This is a genomic window from Gemmata sp., from assembly GCF_051859125.1.
Taxonomy (GTDB): Bacteria; Planctomycetota; Planctomycetia; order Gemmatales; family Gemmataceae; genus Gemmata.
On the sequence record NZ_JBHYGG010000101.1, the window covers coordinates 1 to 17,975 of the forward strand.

The following is a 17,975-nucleotide window of genomic DNA, read 5'->3' on the forward strand; positions in this document are numbered from 1 at the left end:
CCGCGCGACCTGTGCGGTGGTTCGCCGGTGGTGGGGAATCCGGGTTCCCCACCACCGGCGTGGTCCGGGGCATCAGGCGTTCGGGACGATGAGCTGCGGGCCGCTCGAGCTGCGGCGGATCCCCGCGCCAGTTCCCGCCGGGAACAGCCGGAACGCGGCCCCGCGGCCCGCCATGGCGCCGGTCACCGCGGCGGCCATCGAGAGCATCGTGGCCACGAGGGCGACCCACGACGAGGTCACGGCGGCGTTCATCGCCCGCTCCTGGTTGGCCGGGTCGTTCAGCTCGGCCCGCACGCGGTTCGGGTCGACCGCGGCCTTGGCCGAGTCGATCTGCTGCTGCGGCACGCCGGCCTGCCGGGCGGTCTCCTCCCACGACGCGCCCCGGTCACTGTTCTGGGCCACCATCGACCCGCCGACGATCGCGAAGTACCCGCCGCGGACGCCCATGCTCACGAGCATCAGGGTCGCGCCGGTCACGGCGGCCCACGTCAGCAGCCCGTAGATCGCGGCCTCCTGGCGGTTCTCGCCGGCCGTCAGTTGCGACGACACCCAGCCGCCGAGGAACAGCGCGACGACCATCGTCACGATCATCGCCACCAGCACGCCCGTGCCCACGGCGTTGCCCCGCACCCCCGCGTCGGTCAGCGTGATGCCGATCGCGCCGAGGAGCATGGTGAGGACGATGTACGTCGCGAGGGCGATCACCGTGCCCCCGAAGATGGCGGACCAGGACACCCGGCTCTTGACGCCCAGGATGTCGGGCGCGAAGTCGTGCCGTTCGGCGGCATCGTTCACAGTCGTGGCCATTTGCGAGTCCTGTTGAAATTGGGGGAACCGGCACCCCGGCGCGCACACCGTGCGCGGAAAGAGCGTGGTGCCGGGTGCCTGGAACGGTTGCACGCGGGATGCCAATTGTGCGAGCAACCGTCCGGGGAACGGGAAGTGGGGAGCGAACTGTCGGCTTTTGGCCCGACGTCGCTCCGGTGGGGCAGGCATTCTTGCCTGTCTCCAACCGCCTCTGGAGGCAGGCAAGAATGCCTGCCCCACCAGACAGAAACGAATCCAGGCGATCCGCGGTCACACGCTCTCGGGCCGCACGGCGTCTTCGCGGGTGATCGCGGCGCACAGTCGGCGGAACTCCAGGAACCCGTCCGCCCAGCCCCGGCGGAGCCGCGTCGCGAGCCGCGAGAGGAGGCTCTCGACCGGCTGCGGGGGCCCGGCCTCGCGGGCGGGTGCCGGGCGCGACGCCGACCACCCGGCCCGCACGACCGACTGGAGGTGGACCGCGGCGGCGTGTCCCGCTGCGGCGGCCCGACCGGGCCGCCGGGCGAGGACGTACCCTACGGCGATCACCGTGGAGAGGACGCCGGCGACCTCGTTGAACGCCAGCGCCTGTTCCTCGGCCGGGTAGAGCGCGAGGAACCCGCGGTGCGCGGGGTCGTGCTCGTCGAGCAGGTCGCCGAGCAACTCCGTGCAGGCGGCGAACACCTCGGGGGCGTTCCGCTGCCACCCGTCGTGCGCCGCGGCGAGGATCACGCTGTCGGGGCCGGTCAGGTGCCCGCGGCACACCGGGTGCCCCGCCGCGAGCCCGGCCCGCAGCCCGGCGACCTTCGCGACCCACCCCATCGCCGGCCCGTTGCACACGGGGCACGCCGGCTTCGCGGCCGGCGGGAACGGCAGGATCGCAGCGGCTTCGGGGGGTAGCGGCCGGACCCCGGACCCGCGGCTCGCAGTCAGCCGGTACTCGGTCCCCGCTGCACCTGCCCGGAACAGCACGGTGCCGAACCGGTCGGTCTCGCCGACCCGTTCGAGTTGGCCGCCGGTCGGCCCGCGGCGCTGCACCCAGACCGTGATGCCGGCGGTTGCCGGGTCGGGCGGGAACCCGGTCGAGATGGTGACCTCGTGGTCGGCCCCGCACACCGCGGCCTCGGCGGCCGGGAGCGGCGCGCCGGTCACGACGACCCCGTCGGCCGCGGCGTAGAACGGCTCACCGGCGACCAGGGACAGGCCGTCGAGAACGGCCCGTGCGCGTTCGGCCACGGTCGGAGAGTGGGTGGTGGCCCGGTTCATGACTCCCTCCCCAGGGCGAGGGCGGCGGACATCTTGGTGCGGGCGACGGTGGGGGCGAGAAGGGAATCGGCCGGTTCGACCGCGATCTCGACGACCGGCCGCCGCGCATCCTGAAGGGCGAGCGGCAGCGGTGTCTGCGTCATGTCCGCGGCGCGCGTCGAGGCCGGGCCGTCGGGCGACTCGGCGTGCGGGTCCGCGAACCCGTCGGCGAGTTCGACCTTCCGCGGGATCGGCCGGCGGAACACGCCGCTACCGCGGTGCGGGCCGGAGCAGACCGGGACCGTCTCGACGCTGGCCTCGTCGAGCCGCAGGTGGAAGTGCGTCACCCCGCCGTAGTCGGCGTTCAGGCACGGGGCGTGCGGGCAGGCGTGCAGCGTCCGCGGGAGCCGCTTGTCGCACGCCACGCACGCGACCTGTCCGGTCCCCTTGATGACGCGGGTGAAGCCGACGCCGGCGGACCCGCACGCGCACGCCGCCTGCCCGACCGGAGCGAGCCGGCCGCACCGCCGGCACTCCTTCCCCTCGGCCGGGCGGAACCGCTCGTCGTCCTCGGTCGCGAGCCAGTCGATGATGCGGTTCCGCGGCCACGCGGTCCCGCACGTGCCGCACTCATCGAGCCGCGACAGGTGGTTCCGGCACGTCTCGCACACCAGCACCTTCAGCACGACCAGCGACGCGCTGGTGGCCCGGATGAGCGAGAACCAGATGCCCTCTTCCAGGGCGCGGGGCCGCGTGGGCTGGCCCCCGCACGCGGCGCGGAACACGTGCTCGGTGAGCGGGAACGGCTGCGAGGCGTAGTTGCGGCCGGCGGGCCAGTGGCCGTCGAGGTAGCCGGTGAGCAGGTGCCGCTGCTCGTGGCGGTGCTCGGCGCACCCGGCCGGGCTGCCGGGGTTCGCGTCGCGGAACAGTTCGGCGCACAGGCACCGGGTGTGCCCGAGCAGCACGCCGACCGTGTGGTCCGCGAGGCTCCGGCCGAAGGCGTCGGCCGGGCGGCTGCTGCGGCTCCCGGCGAACTCGCCGAGCAGGTCCACGTCGCGGAACCCAAGCCGCCGCAGGCCGGTGACGAGCCACACCGCGAGGCCGACCAGGAACCGCCGCAGCGCGAGCAGCGCGCCCGGCCACGGGGCCGCGCCCCAGACCGCGGCCTGCTCGAGCGATTCGTCCCCCACCGCCCCGGCCGGCCGCCGCACGCCGAGGCCGTAGAGGAACACGAGCTGGAGCAGCCCGCCGTCGCGGAACACGATCGCGCCGCCGCGGCGCTGCCACCGGGTCGCATAGGCCGTGGCGTGGGCGACGCGGGCGGGGCAGAGGGGCGCGTTCGGCTTCCCGTAGAGGAAGAGTCCGACGACGACCCAGAACGCGAGCGGCTCGGTGTCCGGCGGGCACTCGGCGGCGAGCGCGGCCAGCTCGCGAACGAGTTCGGCTTCGTCGGGCATCAGGCTGCCGGCGTCGTGCCGCTTCCCCCGAACGGCCGCAACGCGGTCGCGGAGGCGGGCGGTGAGTTCCCCGAGAGCGTGGGCGTCCACGATGGGCCTCCTGACGGATTCAAGCAAGGGCGGGTACTTGGTCGAGGCAGCGGCCGTTTCGCGAATTGTACCTGTCCAGTCAAACCGTATTGCTGGGGTCAGATTCTGGCGTGGCGCGAACGTAAGCGGCTCGCCAGTCGCTTTTCCGAGACAGGCACCCGGGTTTTGAGAGGCGGTGGGGACGGACGGGTGCGTCGCAAGTGGAAAATTGGAAGCGGCTTAGAAGCGAAATCGCTGCGTTCGCCTTCGACATTCGAGATAAACCCAGCGGCACGGCGAGCCGGGAGCGTCAGCGACCGGAGTTGCGTGCGGAACTCCGGTCGCTGACGCTCGCGGCTCGCCACGGACACAAGGGGAGTTGGAGTTTTACCCGTTGCAACCGAGGCGGCTGGGGTCTTGGTTCTGGCCCTCTCCCTTACGGGAGAGGGTGGCCGCGCTTCGCGGCCGGGTGAGGGGGTGAACCTTCCGAGATATTGCCGCTTGACCCCTCACCCGCTCGCAAAGCCTCGCTGCCCTCTCCCGCAAGGGGAGAGGGCGAAGCCGGAAGTACCCCTCAACTTGCTCCCCAGACGGGTAGAACCTCACCTCCCGGACACCCAAGCGGTTTCATATCTCGCACCCGCCGGCCTCGGCCATCCACACGAGCCGCGAGCGGTCGAGCTTCCCCTGGTCGGTGACGGGCCAGTGGTCGAGCTTCGCGAACCCCGCGGGAACCGACGGCGCGTCGAGGCGGGCCGCGACCCAGGCGCGGAGGGCGTCGCTCTCCGGGTCGGGGGCGTCGTGGCGGGTGCGGTAGAACGCGAACGGCACCTGACCGTACCGCGGGTCCGAGACGCCGACGACCGCGACCGCGGCGACCGCCGGGTGCGCCGCGAGAACCTCTTCGACCATCGCCGGGGCCACCTTCGACCCGCCGCGGCAGATCATGTCCTTGTCGCGGCACACGAACCACAGGTAGCCGTCGTCGTCGGCCCGTGCGAGGTCGCCGGTGTCGAGCCACCCGTCGCGCAGGACGCGGTGGGTCTGGAGCGTGTCGTTCCAGTAGCCGACCATCGTGTCCGGGGTGCGGACGACGATGTGCCCGATCTCGCCCGGGGGAACGTCGTTGCCGTCGGGGGCGACCAACCGCACGGCGACGCCGCGCATCGCCAGCCCGATCGAGCCGACCTTGATCGGGCCGCCCGGCGGGTTGATCGCGTAGAACCCGGTCTCGGTCATCCCGCACATTTCGAGGAGCGGTCGGCCGACGACCTCGGCCATGCGGCGGTGCAAGGCGGGGGGGGCCTTGTCGCCGCCGGTCACCCACGCGCGAAGTGCGGCGTGGTCGGCGCCCCTCGCCGCGGCGTGGTCGAGCAGGTCGAACGCGACCCCCGGCGGGGTGAACAGGTAGGTCGGGCGCGCGGCCGCGTACTGCGCCCAGAACAAGGCGGGGTCGGGCCGGGGGAGGAGGTGCGTGCGGCCGCCGACCCGGAGCATGGGCAGCACCTGGCCCAGAAGCACCGCGGGGCGGCCGGCGTCGGCGACCGCGAGGGTGGCTTCCGCGGCTGTCAGGCCCATCTCGCCGACGAAAAGGTCCACGCGGCGGGCCATGCGGCGCTGCGAGTGCGCGACCCCCTTCGGCCGGCTCGTCGTGCCGGACGTGTACATCAGCAGGCCGATGGGGTCCGCGGCGCTCCGGACCGGGGGAGCCGGCGGGCCCTTCAGCAAATCGGCAAGGAGAGTGGTGTCGGGCGCGTCGCCGGTCGCCACGGTGACATCGAGCGACGCGCGGGCGTCCGCCGGGACGTTCGCGAGCAGGGCGGGCGTGGTCACCAGCGCGCGCGCCGCGCTGTGCCGCAGCGCGTAACCGATCTGCGGCGGCGCGAACCGCGGGGGAAGGGGCACGGAGATCAGCTCGGCGCGTGCGGCCGCGAGGAGCGTCGCGACGAGGTCGAAGCCGTTCGGGACCAGCGTGGCGAGGCGGTCGCCGGGGGAAAGGCCGAGGGCCGCGAGGCCGCCCGCGAGCCGAGCAACGCGGTCGGCCAGGTCCGCGAACGCGAGCGACTCGCCGGCCGCGGTCAGGGCGACCCGGTCGCCGAACTTCCGGGCCGACTCGTCGAGGATGGTGGAGAAGTCCATGTGTGCCGTTGTATGATTGCGGGACCCCACCCACGCGCCGCGTTCCGAGGCAGGCATGTCCACCGCCCCGATCCCGATCCTACTCATCGACGATCAGCCCCTGATGGCCGCGGCGATGCGGCGGCTGCTCGCGACCGCCCCCGAGTTCGCGATGCACTACTGCCAGGACCCGTGCCGGGCCGTGGCCGAGGTAGGGGCGGCGTTGCCGGCGGCGGTGATCGTGGACATGGTGATGCCCGGCGTGGGCGGGCTGGAGGTGATCCGCCGGCTCCGCGACAACCCCGGGACCGCGACGGTGCCGATCGTGATGATGTCGAGCATCGACGACCCCTTCACGAAGGCCGAGGCGCTCGACGCCGGGGCCGACGACTACCTCATCAAGCTGCCCGACGCGCAGGAGTTGGTGGCGCGCCTGCGGGCGCTGCTGCGCCGCGCCCGCTGGGGGCGCGCGGCCGTCACCGCACCTCCAGCGTGAACCGGGCCGTGCCGCTCGTTCCCGCGGTCCGGACGAGCCGGAACGAGCGGTCGAGCACCGCGGACTTGACCCACCCGGCGCGCCGCGGGGCCGCGGCGTACTCCTTCGGCTTCCGCTTGTAGATGTCGAACCGCACCTCGGCCTTGTCGCGCGCGTCGATGACCCAGTACTCGGGCACGCCGGCGTTGTGGTACGCGGCCATCAGCCACTCGGAATCGACGCCCTCGGAACTCGGGCTCACGATCTCGACGGCGATGTCGGGTGTGCCGACGACCCGCGTCGCAACGGCTCCGCGCGTCTTCCCGGCCGAGAACCGCACCCGCCCGGCCTTCAGCGCGGCGTTCGAGAGGAACATCGCGTCCGGCACCGTCGCGAGTTCCGCATACTCATTGGTCAGGAGCATCCCGTCGGGCACGTACATTCCGAGATCGGCGTTCTCGATGAGTGCCCCGAGCGTGATCCCCAGGGCCGACTTGACGCGGCTGTGCGAGAACATCTCTTCCATGAGGTCCACCCACACTTCGCCCTTGTGGAAGCGGATCGGCAGCTTCTCCGGCAACTCGGTGGTGTCGAGCCAGTCGAGGAACGCCGCCAGGGTCGTGAGCCCCTCGGGGATGTGAATCTTGCCGTACTCCTGCGAAAGCACCGTGGACATGGCTCCCTCCTTCGCCGCAGTTTACCACCGGTGCCGCTCGCGCTCCAAGGCGAGCGCACCGGTCATACCGGTCGCGTGGATCAGTTGGCCCTGGTGGGGCAGGCATTCTTGCCTGCCTCCCGACGCGACTGGAGGCAGGCAAGAATGCCTGCCCCACCAGACAGAAACGAATCCAGCAGATCTGGTGTCAGTCGTGGAGGAACGCGCTGAGCAGGTTCGAGAAGTTGTTGGTCCACAGCGGGGTGTTGGGCTGCGACGTCATCTTCTCCCACCGCGGGTCGGGGATCGCGTCGGGGCCGCGGGGCCGCAGGATCGGCGCGAGGTCGGCCTCGCGGTCGGCGAGGACGGCCCACTCCGACTCGCTCTTGCCCTGCTTCTTCTCCTCGTCGCTCGCCATGTCGCGCCACCCGCGGACCTCCATGCCCGCGTCCTCGGCGAGCTTCGCGAGGATGGGCCGGAGGTTCAGGTAGCGGTTCGAGATGTGGAACGCCATCACGCCGCCCGGCTTCATCCGCGAGCGGTACAGCGCGAGCGCCTCGCGGGTGAGCAGGTGGACCGGGATCGAGTCGGAGCTGAACGCATCGAGCACGAGGAAGTCGTACGTGCCGGGCGGCACCTCCTGCAACCGCAGGTAGGCGTCGCCGAGGACGACCCGCGAGTCGGAGGCCCGGCACTCGGCCAGGAACGAGAAGTACCGCGGGTCGCCCGCGAGCCGCTCGACGGTCGGGTCGATCTCGTAGAAGGTCCACGCGTCGCCGGGGCGGGCGTAGTACGCGAGCGAGCCGGTGCCGAGGCCGATCACGCCGACCGACGCGCCGGGCGGCCGGGACTTCTGCCACGCGAGCATCGCGGTGCCCACGGGGCCGGTGCGGTAGTAGTACGTCAGCGGTTCGTGCCGGCCGTCGGCGTCGGTCGCGTCCCCCCGCATCTGCCCGTGCAGCGTGTTCCCGTGGATCATCTGGCGGAAGTGCGAGCCGTCGTCCTCGGACTTCGCGTTCACGACCGCGACGACCCCGAAGAAGTTCCGCTCCAGGGTGAGCCGGTCCTGGTTCGTGTTCAGCGCCCCGGCGACGAACAGTGCCGCCACGGCGAGCGCGTACCGCGGCACCCGGTCGACGAACGTGAAGGCGATGACGCACGGGAGCCCGAACGCGATGGCGTTGCGGGCCGGGCCGGGCTCCATGTCGAGGGCACGGGTGAGCAGCAGGAGGCCGACGGTGCCGGCGCACAGCGCCGCCGGCAGAATCACGTCCCAGACGTTCGTCCGGTGCGGGGTGCCGTCGGCGTTCCTCCCCCGCGGCCGCAGCAGGCACCCGAGCACGAGCGCGAGCGGGTACTCGGTCAGCCCGGTGTGCTGGAACACGACCGGCGCGACGAGCGCGTTGAACACCCCTCCCAGCACGCCGCCGACCGACATCCACAGGTAGAACTCGGTGAGGTGAACGGGGGCGGGCCGGTCCTTCGCGAGCTCCCCGTGGCCGACCAGCGCGACGACGAAGAACGTGAACAGGTGGATCAGCGGCAGCACCCAGAACGGCAGCCCGCGGAACTGCGTCGCGACCATCAGCACCTGCAGGACGAGCGCCAGCACCGCGATCGGCAGCACGCGGCTGGCGAGCCGGTGCGGGATCGGCGGCCGCTTGGCGAACACGAGGATGAAGGTGAGCAGGTACAGCGCGAGCGGCACCACCCACAGGAGCGGGATCGGCGCGAGGTCGGTCGAGATGTACGTCGTGCAGCCGAGCAGCAGGCTCGACGGCACGAACGACAGGAACACCCACCACAGCCGCCGCGGCCAATTCAGCGGGTCGGCGGCGCGCTCCGGTTCCGCCGCGGCACTCGCCTCGGGGGCGGGCCTTCGGTTCCGCCACAGCGTCGCGGCGCACGCGGCCACCATTGCGGCGAACACGGCGTAGCCCCACATCCAGTACCAGCTCTGCACGTCGAGCGGCAGGACCGGTTCGACCACGAGCGGGTAGCCGAGCAGCGCGACCATGCTGCCGACGTTGCTCGCGGCGTACAGGAAGTACGGGTCGCGGGCGGACGGGTGCCCGGTGTCGCTGAACCACCGCTGGAGCAGCGGCGCGGTCGTCGAGAGGACGAAGAACGGCAGCCCGACGCCGAGGCTGAGCTGGCCGAGGATCACCAGAACCGGGTGGTTGCTCGCGGCGGCCGAGCGGAAGGCGTCGTCGCCGATGGCGATCGGTAGCACGAGCGCCGGCACGAGCATGACCCCGAGGTGAACGACGGACCCGCGGCGGCTGCCGAGCCACGTCGAGAGCGCGTGCGAGTAGGCGTACCCCAGTAGGAGGGCGGCCTGGAAGAACACCATGCACGTGTTCCAGACCGCGGGCGTGCCGCCGAGCTTGGGCAGCAGCATCTTGCCGACCATCGGCTGGACCTGGAACAGCAGGAACGCGCTACAGAAGAGCGTGAGAGAGAACAGCAGTGGCACGCGGCACCGTGGCGAGGGGTTAGCGAACTTCGAGCGTAAACTCCGGTCTTTCACCGTCGGCGAGCACGAGGCGGAACGACCGCTCCAGAACGGCGGACTTCACCCACCCGCCCTGTTTGCGTGCGGCCGTGAACTCTTTCTTACTCCGCTTGAAGATGTCGAACCGCAAGTCGTCCTCGTCGCGGCCGTCGATCACCCAGTACTCGGTGATGCCGGCATCGAAGTACGCGGCCATGGCCCACTCCGCGTCTTTCACCTCCGAACTGCGACTGACGACCTCGATGACGATGTCCGGCGAGCCGACGACCTGCGTCTGGTCGCCCTTCTTCCCGCCCACGAGGTGAACCCGCCCGTCGCGCAGCGCCGCGTCCGAGATGACCATGCCGTCCGGCTCGGTCGAGAGTTCCGTTTCGGCGTGGACGTAGCGCATCCCCTCGCTCACGAACCGCCCGAATTTGGTCTGCCTCATCAGCGTGTGGAGGACCGCCCCGATTTCCGTGCGCAGCATGTTGTGACTGAGGAACTCTTCCATGCTCAGGTCCACCCATACCTTGCCGTGGATGAAACAGACCTTTCCTTGCTCGGGGAACTCCTCCGACTCCAACCAGCGGCGGAACGACTCGAAGTCCACCACCCACGCGGGGATGTCGATTTGCTGCTCGCCGGTGACGATGACCGTGTCCATGCGACCGCTCCACACATCCTGAACGCGGAGATCCGCCGTCGGCCTCCTGTGGCCACAATCTACCCGAAATCCGAACGGCGTTCCACGCCGGCCGAGTCCGTCGAACGGCACAAAGTAGTAGGCACACTCCGTGTGCCGTCGGAACGACGAGCGTCGAACGGCACACGGAGTGTGCCTACTACTTTGCCGGTAGCGTTCGTGCGGGCGGCGCGGCCGCACCGTTTGCCCCGTTTCAGCACATTCTCATTTCTGAGGAACTAGAATCGTTTAGGCTCACACGAGACGGCGCGCGAAACCTTCGCGGCCCCCCGCGGGTATGTCCAGGCACACGGGGTCGCCATGCAGTTGCTCGAAACGCTCTCCGCCCGCGGTCTCCTGCTCGACGCGGACCGCACCCGGGCCGCCGACGCCATCCGCAACGCACCCGAGTACCCCCCGCACCAGGTGCTCATCGACAAGGGGTTCGTCCGCGAGGACGCGCTCCTGCCCGTGCTCGCCGAGGTGTTCGGCCTCGAACTCGTCGACCTCTCCCGCGCCACCATCGACCCGAGCGTCCTCGCGGCGATGCCGCAGAAGCTCGTCCACCGCAAGAACCTGATGCCGGTGTCGCGGCACAACGGCACCCTCGTCGTCGCCACCGGTGACCCGTTCGACGCCTACGCGATCGACGAGCTCCAGACGCTCACCGGCCTGCACGTCATGCCGGTGCTGGCCCCGAACCGCGAGATCAGCCGGCTCATCAAGCAGCACTTCGGCGTCGGCGGCGACACCGTCGCGGCGCTCGCGGAGGAGGCCAAGGGCCAGGACGACATCGAGTTCCTCGAGGGGATCGAGGCCGACGACTCGGAACTCGCGAAGCAGGCCCAGGAGGCCTCGGTCGTCCGGCTCGTGAACCAGATCCTCGTCGAAGCGGCCAACGAGCGGGCGTCCGACATCCACGTCGAGTGCGAGGAGAAGGGCATCCGCATCCGGTACCGGATCGACGGCCTGCTCCAACTCCAGAACCTGCCCCCGGAGATCAACCGGTTCCAGGCCGCGATCATCAGCCGCATCAAGATCATGGCCCGGCTCAACATCGCCGAGAAGCGGCTCCCGCAGGACGGCCGCATCAAGATGAAGGTGCAGGGCCGCGAGATCGACGTCCGCGTGTCGATCATCCCGATGACCCACGGCGAGGGGATCGTCATGCGGCTCCTCGACAAGGGCCGGATGAAGTTCAACCTGTCCAGTTGCGGGATGCTCCCGGACGTCCACAGCACGTTCAAGCAGCTCATCGACCGCCCGCACGGCATCGTCCTCGTCACCGGCCCGACCGGCTCGGGCAAGTCCACCACGCTCTACTCGGCGCTCAACGAGATCAAGGACGAGGTCACCAAGATCATCACGGTCGAGGACCCGGTCGAGTACCACCAGGACGGCATCAGCCAGATCCAGACGCACGCGAAGATCGGGCTCACGTTCGCCGCGGCGCTGCGGTCGATCCTGCGGCACGACCCGGACGTGATCCTCGTCGGCGAGATCCGCGACCTCGAGACCGCCGAGATGGCGATCCAGGCGTCGCTCACCGGCCACATGGTGTTCAGCACGCTCCACACGAACGACGCCGCCAGCGCGTTCACCCGCATGATCGACATGGGGGTCGAGCCGTTCCTCGTCTCCAGCACGGTCGAGGGGGTGATGGCGCAGCGGCTCGTCCGCACCATCTGCCCCGAGTGCCGGACCACCTACGTCCCGGACCCGGACACCCTCCCGCTCGACTTCCCGCTCCGCCCGAACGCCCTGAAGCCCGCCGCCGACTTCGCCATCCAGCAGGGGATGGTCGAGATGATGGGCGCGGCCGCCCACCACGACGGCACGCTGCTCAAGGGGGTGGGGTGCCGGGCGTGCCGCCAGTCCGGGTTCCGCGGCCGGACCGGCATCCACGAACTGCTCGTCAACAACGACGCGATGCGCGACCTCGTCGGCCAGCGCGTCAACGCCGGCGTGATCCGCCTCGAGGCGCTCAAGGCCGGCATGATCACCCTCCGACAGGACGGCTGGCGGAAGGTGCTCGCCGGTACCACAACCATCGAGGAAGTGACCCGGACGACCGCGGGGGACATCTCGTAGTGCGGAGTTCGGAGTGCGGAATGAAAAGCCGCTGAGACCCGAGAAGCATTCGGCCCCCGCGGGTTAGACTGTCGATTGTCTGAGATTCCGCATTCCGAACTCCGCATTCCGCAATCGAAGATGCCAGACTTCAACTTCACCGCGATGGCCCGCACCGGGACCAAGTCCACGGGGACGCTCACTGCCAACAGCGAGCGCGAGGTCGCGCTCATCCTCGACGGCCGCGGGCTGTTCCCGGTGAAGATCGACCTCGCCCGGAACCAGCCGCTCGGCGGCGGCGGGAAGGGCGGCGGGTTCTTCGCCAAGAAGGTCAAGGGCCGGCAGCTCGCGACCATGTACTCGCAGCTCGCCGACCTGCTCCACTCCGGTGTGCCGCTCCTGCGGTCCCTCGAACTCCTGGAGCGCCAGAGCAGTAACACGACGCTCCAGGCCGTGATCCGCGACGTGCGGGGGAAGGTGGCCGACGGCACCGGGCTCGCGCAGGCGATGGGCCAGCACACGCACGTCTTCGGCGAACTCGCGATCAGCATGATCCGGGCCGGCCAGGAGGGCGGGTTCCTCGAAGAGGTGCTGCAGCGCATCGCGACGTTCGTCGAGCACCAGGAGGACTTGAAGGCGAAGGTGGTCGGCGCGCTCGCGTACCCGATGTTCCTCGCGGTCGCCGGGTTCTGCGTGCTGAACATCCTCATCATCTTCTTCGTGCCGAAGTTCGGGAAGATCTTCGAGAAGCTCAAGGAGAAGGGCGAGCTCCCGGCCCTCACGACCTACCTCATGGCGTTCAGCGACTTCCTGCGGACGTGGCAGGGCATCGCCGCCATCGTCGGGGGGATCGTCGGGGTCATCGCGTTCGTGCGGTGGACCCGCGGGAGCGGTCGGGCCTGGGCTGACAGATGGAAGATCCGCCTGCCGCTGTTCGGGCCGATCTTCCTGAACCTCGCCCTGTCGCGGTTCTGCCGCATCCTCGGGACGATGCTCCACAACGGCATCCCGATCCTGAAGGCGCTGCACATCGCGAAGGACTCGACCGGCAACAAGGTGCTGTCGCTGGCCATCGAGAAGAGCGCCGAGAACGTGACCGCCGGCCAGAAACTCGCCGACCCGCTCCGCCGCTCCGGGTACTTCCCGAGCGACGTCGTGGAAATGATCACCATCGCGGAGGAGGCGAACAGCCTCGAAACGGTCCTCATCAACGTCGCCAACGGCCTGGAGAAGCGCACCGCCCGCAACCTGGACCTGATGGTCAAGCTCCTCGAACCGATCATGCTGCTCGTGATGGCCGGCATCACGCTGCTGATCGTCGCGGGCCTGCTGCTGCCGGTTTTCAAGATGGGCAGTGCGGTAGGGTAGTGATTCGGGCTCCGAGTTAGGGGCAAACTTCCTCGGCAAGCCGGTTTGTGGCGGCACCTCAACCGGAAGCTGAATGGTCGAGATTGGCCGCTTGAATTTGGCTGCCCGCGAGGTGGTTTCGATCGATTGCGGGGCTCTTCAACTCGTTTGCGAAGAGTTCGGGGCTTGTGCGAAGAGTTCGCATCGGTTGCGGGGACCCCTCCCCCAACTCCCCGCAACCGTCGCGCCCGCCCTCAATCGGGTGAACGCAGCGCAGCTTTTCGATAGCGATAACGATCAGGAGAATGCTCTCTCATGATTGGTTAACGCCCGGCGCGAATATACTTAGGGCCAGGACACCACCCGGAACGCTGCCCGAACCGGGCGCTCGAACCAGGAGACTTCTCCGATGCTGCTGACGACCGTTCAGACCACCCGCCGCAGCGCCATGCGGCGGGCCGGCTTCACCCTCCTCGAAGTCCTCGTTGTCGTGGCGATCCTCGTGATCCTCGCCGGCGTCGCGAGCATCTCGGTGTTCCGCTACCTGGAGGACGCCAAGGTCGGCCGGGCCAAGAACGACATGCTCGCCATCAAGAAGTCCTACGAGACCTTCTACACCCAGCAGTCCCGCTGGCCGCAGGACCCGTCGGAGGTGACGCCGCTCCTCGAACAGGGGGCGGAGGCGTTCCAGAGCCCGTGGCCGGGCGTGACGTATCAAGCAACGGTCGAGGAAGTTCCGCAGTCGGACGGCACGAGCATTCAGCGCGTTTATGTCATGTGCCAGCCGCCGAACAAGCCGCAGATCGTCGTCCCCGACGTCAACTCCGGTCGCTAGTCGCGACGCCTGACCTCGCCCCGCCCGGAGATCGTACCCATGCCCCGCCAGCGCCGCACCGGCTACACGCTCCTCGAGATGGTCGCCGTTCTCGCGGTGCTGGTGATCCTCGGCGCGGTCATCGCGCCGTCGCTGGCCGGGTTCTACGGCAACACGAAGCAGAAGGCGGCCGCCGACATCTTCCGCACCCGGCTCGCCGAGGCGCGGGCGAAGGCGATGGAGCGCGGCACGCCGTTCCGGGTCGCCGTCCACAGCGACAAGGCCCGCGTCCGCGTCGCCCCGGACACCGAGAACTTCGGCACCGGAACGGCCGACGACCCGCCGAGCTACGGCTCGCTCGTCACCGAGGACACGCTCGACGAGGCCACCATCGAACTGCAACTGGAAGAGGGCGACGAGCGGCCGTCCGACGGGAGCGAGTGGAGCACGGTCGCCACGATGCGGCCCGACGGCAGTTCGAAGGAAGCCCGCTCCTGCACCGTGACGATCAAGCAGAACAACTTCGCCCCGATCGTGATCCAGGTCCGCGGGCTGACGGGCCAGGGCCGGAACGTGCCCCAAACCCCCGGGGGCCAGCAGTGACGCTCCCCACTCGCCAGTCGCGCCGGCCCGGCCTGTCGCTCATCGAAGTACTGCTCGCGATGACGATCTTCTTCATCGCGATCGTGGCCATCTCGCGGCTCGTCGACATGGGGACGGACTACGAGTTGGAGGCCCGGTTGCACGCGACCGGTGCCCGGCTCGCCCAGGCGAAGCTCGCCGAGTTCGAGACCGGCATCGAGGCGATGAGCGAGAGTGCGAGCGGCGAGTTCGGGGACAGCGACGCCGGGTGGTCGTGGTCCGTGACCTCGGAACTCCAGGGCACGAACCTGTACCTCGTGAGCGTGACCGTGACCCGCGACCTGAAGGGCCGGCCGTTCACCCTGACCCTCGCCCAGATGGTGCTCGACCCGGCCGCGAAGGGCGCGGCCGCGGAGGCCGCTCGACCGGACCCCTCGGGAGGTGGCCAGTGACCACGCGCACGCGCCGCCGCGGCTTCACGATCCTCGAACTGCTCCTCGCATCGGTCATCGGCTCGATGATCCTGGCCGGGCTGTACGTCGTCATGAACATGACGGTGAACCAGACGCAGGCGAGCCGCGACGCGATGGACGCCGAGTCCACGTCGCGGGCGGTGTTCAACAAGGTCGGCCTCGACCTCGCGAACGTCCTCGGGCCGGCCCCGCCGAAGTCCGGCGGCACCCCGGCGACCGGTTCGACGACCGGCGCGACCACGGGCGGCACCACGACCGGCGAGACAACGGCCCCGACCGACGACACCGGGACCGACCCGGCCGCGACCGACCCGGCCGCGACCGGTGCGTCCTCGGCTTCGATGGACCCGCAGGGGGGCACCCAGAACTTCCCGTTCCAGGTCGGGGTGCTCGGCACCGCGACGCAGTTGACGATCTTCGCGAGCCGGGTGCCGGACGTGCTCGGCTCGCCCGGCGGGCTGGGCACGTCGGGCGGCGGTCAGGGGGCGAGCGACCTCGTCCGCATCGACTACTGGAAGGGGTCCGGCGGCCTGTGCCGGCAGGAGCGGCCGTGGGTCACCGCCGACCAGGTCGGCAACACGTTCAGCTTCGACCAGGCGAACGAGGCCGTGAGCCTGATCGCCGACGAGGTGACCGAGGTGCTGTTCGAGTACTACGACGGCACGAGTTGGGTCGAGACCTGGGAGGGCGGCTCGGGCACGATCCCGACGCCCCCGGCGGCCGTCCGCGTGACGCTCGCGTTCTCGCGGCCCGGGGCGCCAGGGGCCGCGGCGCAGTCGCGTACCGTCTCGCAAACGATCCCGGTCCGCACCGCCCCCGGCGCGACCGTCCCCGAACTGGTCGACCCGGTCATCACGAGCGGCTCGACTACCACCGAGCAAGGCCCGGCGGCGCAGGACGCCGGCGGTACGACGACCCCGCCCGCTGGGGGTACCACGACGCCGACCGGTGGCACGGGTGGGACAACGCCCAAGGGCGGTACCACCGGCGGGACGGCACCCAAGGGCGGTACCGGCGGGACCACTCCCAAGGGTGGGACGACAGGCGGCACCGGTGGTGCGCCGGGCGGCACAAAGGGGGGCGGGCGATGATCCTCACTCACCACCGCAGCACAGAGCGCCCCGGCTACGTCCTGATCGCGGTCCTGGTCGTGATCGTGGTGCTGAGCCTCGCCGCGTACCGGTTCACCGACTCGATGTCGGCGGAGCACAGGGCGGCCGTTCGCGTGTCCGACGCGGCGCAGGCCCGCGCCGCCGCCGCGTCCGGCGTCCACTACGCCGCCGCGCTCCTCGCCGACCCGGATGCGTTCACCAACTACCTGGGCGGCGACCCGACGCTCGACAACGCCGAGATGTTCGGCGCAGTTCCCGTGCGGGTGGACCCGAACAACCCCGGCCGGAACGCTAGCTTCCGCATCGTGGCGGTGGCGATGACCGGGTCCGGCACCTACGAGCAGCGGGCGGCCGTGATCGACGAGGGCGCGAAGCTCAACATCAACGCCCTGATCGCCCAGGACAAGACCGGCGAGGTGCTCTACAACGCGCTCCTCAAGATCCCCGACATGTCGCCGGACACCGCCGACGCGATCGTCGACTGGGTGGACGCCGACGACACCCCGCGGATCAACGGGGCCGAGAGCGCGACCTACCAGTCGCTCGGCAACCCCTACAAGTGCAAGAACGGGCCGCTCAACTCGATCGAGGAGCTGCTGCTGGTCAAGGGCGTCACCCCGCAGTTGCTGTTCGGCACCGACCAGAACCAGAACGGGGCGGGCGACGACGGCGGCACCACGTCCCTGTCCCGCGGGTGGTCCGACTACCTCACGATCTACGGCCGCGAGGTCGGCACCGACTCGACCGGGCGCCTCAAGGTGTACATCAACGGCGACGACGTGGGGGCGATCTACGCGGCGCTCCAGGGCAGCGAGGTCGGTTCGGAGGTCGCCGCGTACATCACGGCCGTCAAGCTGTTCGGATCGACGAAACTCGACGCCAACGGCAACCCGATTCAGAAGGGCAAGGGGAAGGGCGGGCAGCAGAAGGTCGAGGTCGCCTCGCTCGACCAGCTCACGAGCGCCGTGGAGACCAAGCTCGGGAGCACGACCAGCAGCGGCCGGGCGGTGAACTCGGTGATCGACCTCGTGAACACCCGCGTGACGCTCCCCGGCACCGCGAGCGGCGGCGGGCAGTCGGCGACGGTCGTGTACAACTCGCCGCTCAACGACCCGAACAAGCTCCGCGAGTTGCTCCCGGTGCTGCTCGACCGGGTCGCCACCAAGGAGGCCGTGGAGGTGGTCCCGCGGCTCAACGTGAACGCGGCCCCCCGCGAGGTGATCCTCGGGCTCCCGGGGCTGACCGACGCGGACGCGGACGTGATTGTCGGGGCGCGGGACGGCGTCGTGCCCGGCACCGCTGAGTACGCGACCGGGGCGTGGCTGGTGACCGCCGCGAACCTGACCCCGGAGAAGTTCAAGGCGATCGAGAAGTACGTCACGGGCCGGTCGATGGTGTACCGCGTCCAGTCGATCGGCTACCTCGCCGGGGGCGGGCCGGTCGCCCGGGTCGAGGCGGTGATCGACACCAACCTCGGCGCGCCGCGGGTGATCTACTTCCGCGACCTCGGGGACCTCGACGCCCCCCGCGGCTTCCAGCCGCCCGCGAAACAGCAGCAGTAACCCGGAGGCGGCG

Annotated in this window: 15 protein-coding genes; 8 read left to right on the forward strand and 7 right to left on the reverse strand. The window is 70.2% G+C overall.

The annotated features are described in order from the left end of the window. Positions 1-72: 72 nt before the first annotated feature. The 4 genes from ACTIGN_RS10760 to ACTIGN_RS10775 form a co-directional block, all read right to left on the reverse strand. Positions 73-807 (reverse strand): hypothetical protein, encoded by a 735-nt coding sequence (locus tag ACTIGN_RS10760; RefSeq protein ID WP_439623641.1) that lies wholly within the window; start codon positions 805-807, stop codon positions 73-75. Positions 808-1,077: 270 nt separating this feature from the next. After that, the gene (locus ACTIGN_RS10765) at positions 1,078-2,070 is read right to left on the reverse strand and encodes a hypothetical protein (RefSeq protein WP_439623643.1); all 993 of its coding nucleotides are present in this window, start codon (positions 2,068-2,070) and stop codon (positions 1,078-1,080) included. Next, positions 2,067-3,596, reverse strand: coding sequence for a hypothetical protein (locus tag ACTIGN_RS10770; RefSeq protein WP_439623645.1), 1,530 nt, complete (start codon positions 3,594-3,596; stop codon positions 2,067-2,069). Before ACTIGN_RS10770 ends, ACTIGN_RS10765 begins: the two co-directional genes overlap by 4 nt. Before the next feature lie 606 nt (positions 3,597-4,202). After that, positions 4,203-5,714: a class I adenylate-forming enzyme family protein gene (locus ACTIGN_RS10775; RefSeq protein ID WP_439623647.1), complete on the reverse strand. Its 1,512-nt coding sequence runs from the start codon at positions 5,712-5,714 to the stop codon at positions 4,203-4,205. Positions 5,715-5,769: 55 nt separating this feature from the next. Here ACTIGN_RS10775 and ACTIGN_RS10780 point away from each other — a divergent pair, with 55 nt between their 5' ends. Beyond that, positions 5,770-6,189: a response regulator gene (locus ACTIGN_RS10780; RefSeq protein ID WP_439623649.1), complete on the forward strand. Its 420-nt coding sequence runs from the start codon at positions 5,770-5,772 to the stop codon at positions 6,187-6,189. Here ACTIGN_RS10780 and ACTIGN_RS10785 read toward each other — a convergent pair. From ACTIGN_RS10785 to ACTIGN_RS10795, 3 genes are all read right to left on the reverse strand, one after another. Further along, positions 6,170-6,844, reverse strand: a complete 675-nt coding sequence (locus tag ACTIGN_RS10785; protein ID WP_439623651.1) for a Uma2 family endonuclease — start codon at positions 6,842-6,844, stop codon at positions 6,170-6,172. The two genes, ACTIGN_RS10780 and ACTIGN_RS10785, sit on opposite strands and share 20 nt — an antisense overlap. A gap of 187 nt (positions 6,845-7,031) precedes the next feature. Continuing rightward, positions 7,032-9,299, reverse strand: coding sequence for a spermidine synthase (locus tag ACTIGN_RS10790; RefSeq protein WP_439623653.1), 2,268 nt, complete (start codon positions 9,297-9,299; stop codon positions 7,032-7,034). 19 nt (positions 9,300-9,318) lie between these two features. Next, positions 9,319-9,984, reverse strand: a complete 666-nt coding sequence (locus ACTIGN_RS10795) for a Uma2 family endonuclease (RefSeq protein WP_439623655.1) — start codon at positions 9,982-9,984, stop codon at positions 9,319-9,321. Positions 9,985-10,323: 339 nt separating this feature from the next. On the opposite strand from ACTIGN_RS10795, the gene ACTIGN_RS10800 reads away from it, so the two are divergent. The 7 genes from ACTIGN_RS10800 (at position 10,324) to ACTIGN_RS10830 (ending at position 17,962) form a co-directional block, all read left to right on the forward strand. Then, positions 10,324-12,093 (forward strand): GspE/PulE family protein, encoded by a 1,770-nt coding sequence (locus tag ACTIGN_RS10800; RefSeq protein ID WP_439623657.1) that lies wholly within the window; start codon positions 10,324-10,326, stop codon positions 12,091-12,093. Between the two features lie 120 nt (positions 12,094-12,213). Next, positions 12,214-13,440, forward strand: a complete 1,227-nt coding sequence (locus tag ACTIGN_RS10805) for a type II secretion system F family protein (RefSeq protein WP_439623659.1) — start codon at positions 12,214-12,216, stop codon at positions 13,438-13,440. A 388-nt stretch (positions 13,441-13,828) separates the two neighbouring features. Further along, complete coding sequence (locus ACTIGN_RS10810) at positions 13,829-14,254, forward strand: prepilin-type N-terminal cleavage/methylation domain-containing protein (protein ID WP_439623661.1); 426 nt, start codon at positions 13,829-13,831, stop codon at positions 14,252-14,254. 39 nt (positions 14,255-14,293) lie between these two features. After that, complete coding sequence (locus ACTIGN_RS10815) at positions 14,294-14,836, forward strand: pilus assembly FimT family protein (RefSeq protein ID WP_439623663.1); 543 nt, start codon at positions 14,294-14,296, stop codon at positions 14,834-14,836. After that, positions 14,833-15,267 carry a type IV pilus modification PilV family protein gene (locus ACTIGN_RS10820; RefSeq protein WP_439623664.1) on the forward strand — a complete coding sequence of 145 codons (435 nt, stop codon included), beginning with the start codon at positions 14,833-14,835 and terminating at the stop codon, positions 15,265-15,267. The genes ACTIGN_RS10815 and ACTIGN_RS10820 overlap by 4 nt, the downstream gene beginning before the upstream one ends. Next, entirely contained in the window at positions 15,264-16,379 is a 1,116-nt protein-coding gene (locus ACTIGN_RS10825; protein WP_439623666.1) for a prepilin-type N-terminal cleavage/methylation domain-containing protein, read from the forward strand. Before ACTIGN_RS10820 ends, ACTIGN_RS10825 begins: the two co-directional genes overlap by 4 nt. Beyond that, entirely contained in the window at positions 16,376-17,962 is a 1,587-nt protein-coding gene (locus ACTIGN_RS10830) for a hypothetical protein (RefSeq protein ID WP_439623668.1), read from the forward strand. The genes ACTIGN_RS10825 and ACTIGN_RS10830 overlap by 4 nt, the downstream gene beginning before the upstream one ends. Positions 17,963-17,975 lie beyond the last annotated feature (13 nt).

What these genes read in the sequence shown, in the direction of transcription:
- ACTIGN_RS10760 (WP_439623641.1), bottom strand. Translation starts at nt 807, where the DNA reads ATGGCCACGACTGTGAACGATGCCGCCGAACGGCACGACTTCGCGCCC.
- ACTIGN_RS10765 (WP_439623643.1), bottom strand. Translation starts at nt 2,070, where the DNA reads ATGAACCGGGCCACCACCCACTCTCCGACCGTGGCCGAACGCGCACGG.
- ACTIGN_RS10775 (WP_439623647.1), bottom strand. Translation starts at nt 5,714, where the DNA reads ATGGACTTCTCCACCATCCTCGACGAGTCGGCCCGGAAGTTCGGCGAC.
- ACTIGN_RS10780 (WP_439623649.1), top strand. Translation starts at nt 5,770, where the DNA reads ATGTCCACCGCCCCGATCCCGATCCTACTCATCGACGATCAGCCCCTG.
- ACTIGN_RS10785 (WP_439623651.1), bottom strand. Translation starts at nt 6,844, where the DNA reads ATGTCCACGGTGCTTTCGCAGGAGTACGGCAAGATTCACATCCCCGAG.
- ACTIGN_RS10795 (WP_439623655.1), bottom strand. Translation starts at nt 9,984, where the DNA reads ATGGACACGGTCATCGTCACCGGCGAGCAGCAAATCGACATCCCCGCG.
- ACTIGN_RS10800 (WP_439623657.1), top strand. Translation starts at nt 10,324, where the DNA reads ATGCAGTTGCTCGAAACGCTCTCCGCCCGCGGTCTCCTGCTCGACGCG.
- ACTIGN_RS10805 (WP_439623659.1), top strand. Translation starts at nt 12,214, where the DNA reads ATGCCAGACTTCAACTTCACCGCGATGGCCCGCACCGGGACCAAGTCC.
- ACTIGN_RS10810 (WP_439623661.1), top strand. Translation starts at nt 13,829, where the DNA reads ATGCTGCTGACGACCGTTCAGACCACCCGCCGCAGCGCCATGCGGCGG.
- ACTIGN_RS10815 (WP_439623663.1), top strand. Translation starts at nt 14,294, where the DNA reads ATGCCCCGCCAGCGCCGCACCGGCTACACGCTCCTCGAGATGGTCGCC.
- ACTIGN_RS10830 (WP_439623668.1), top strand. Translation starts at nt 16,376, where the DNA reads ATGATCCTCACTCACCACCGCAGCACAGAGCGCCCCGGCTACGTCCTG.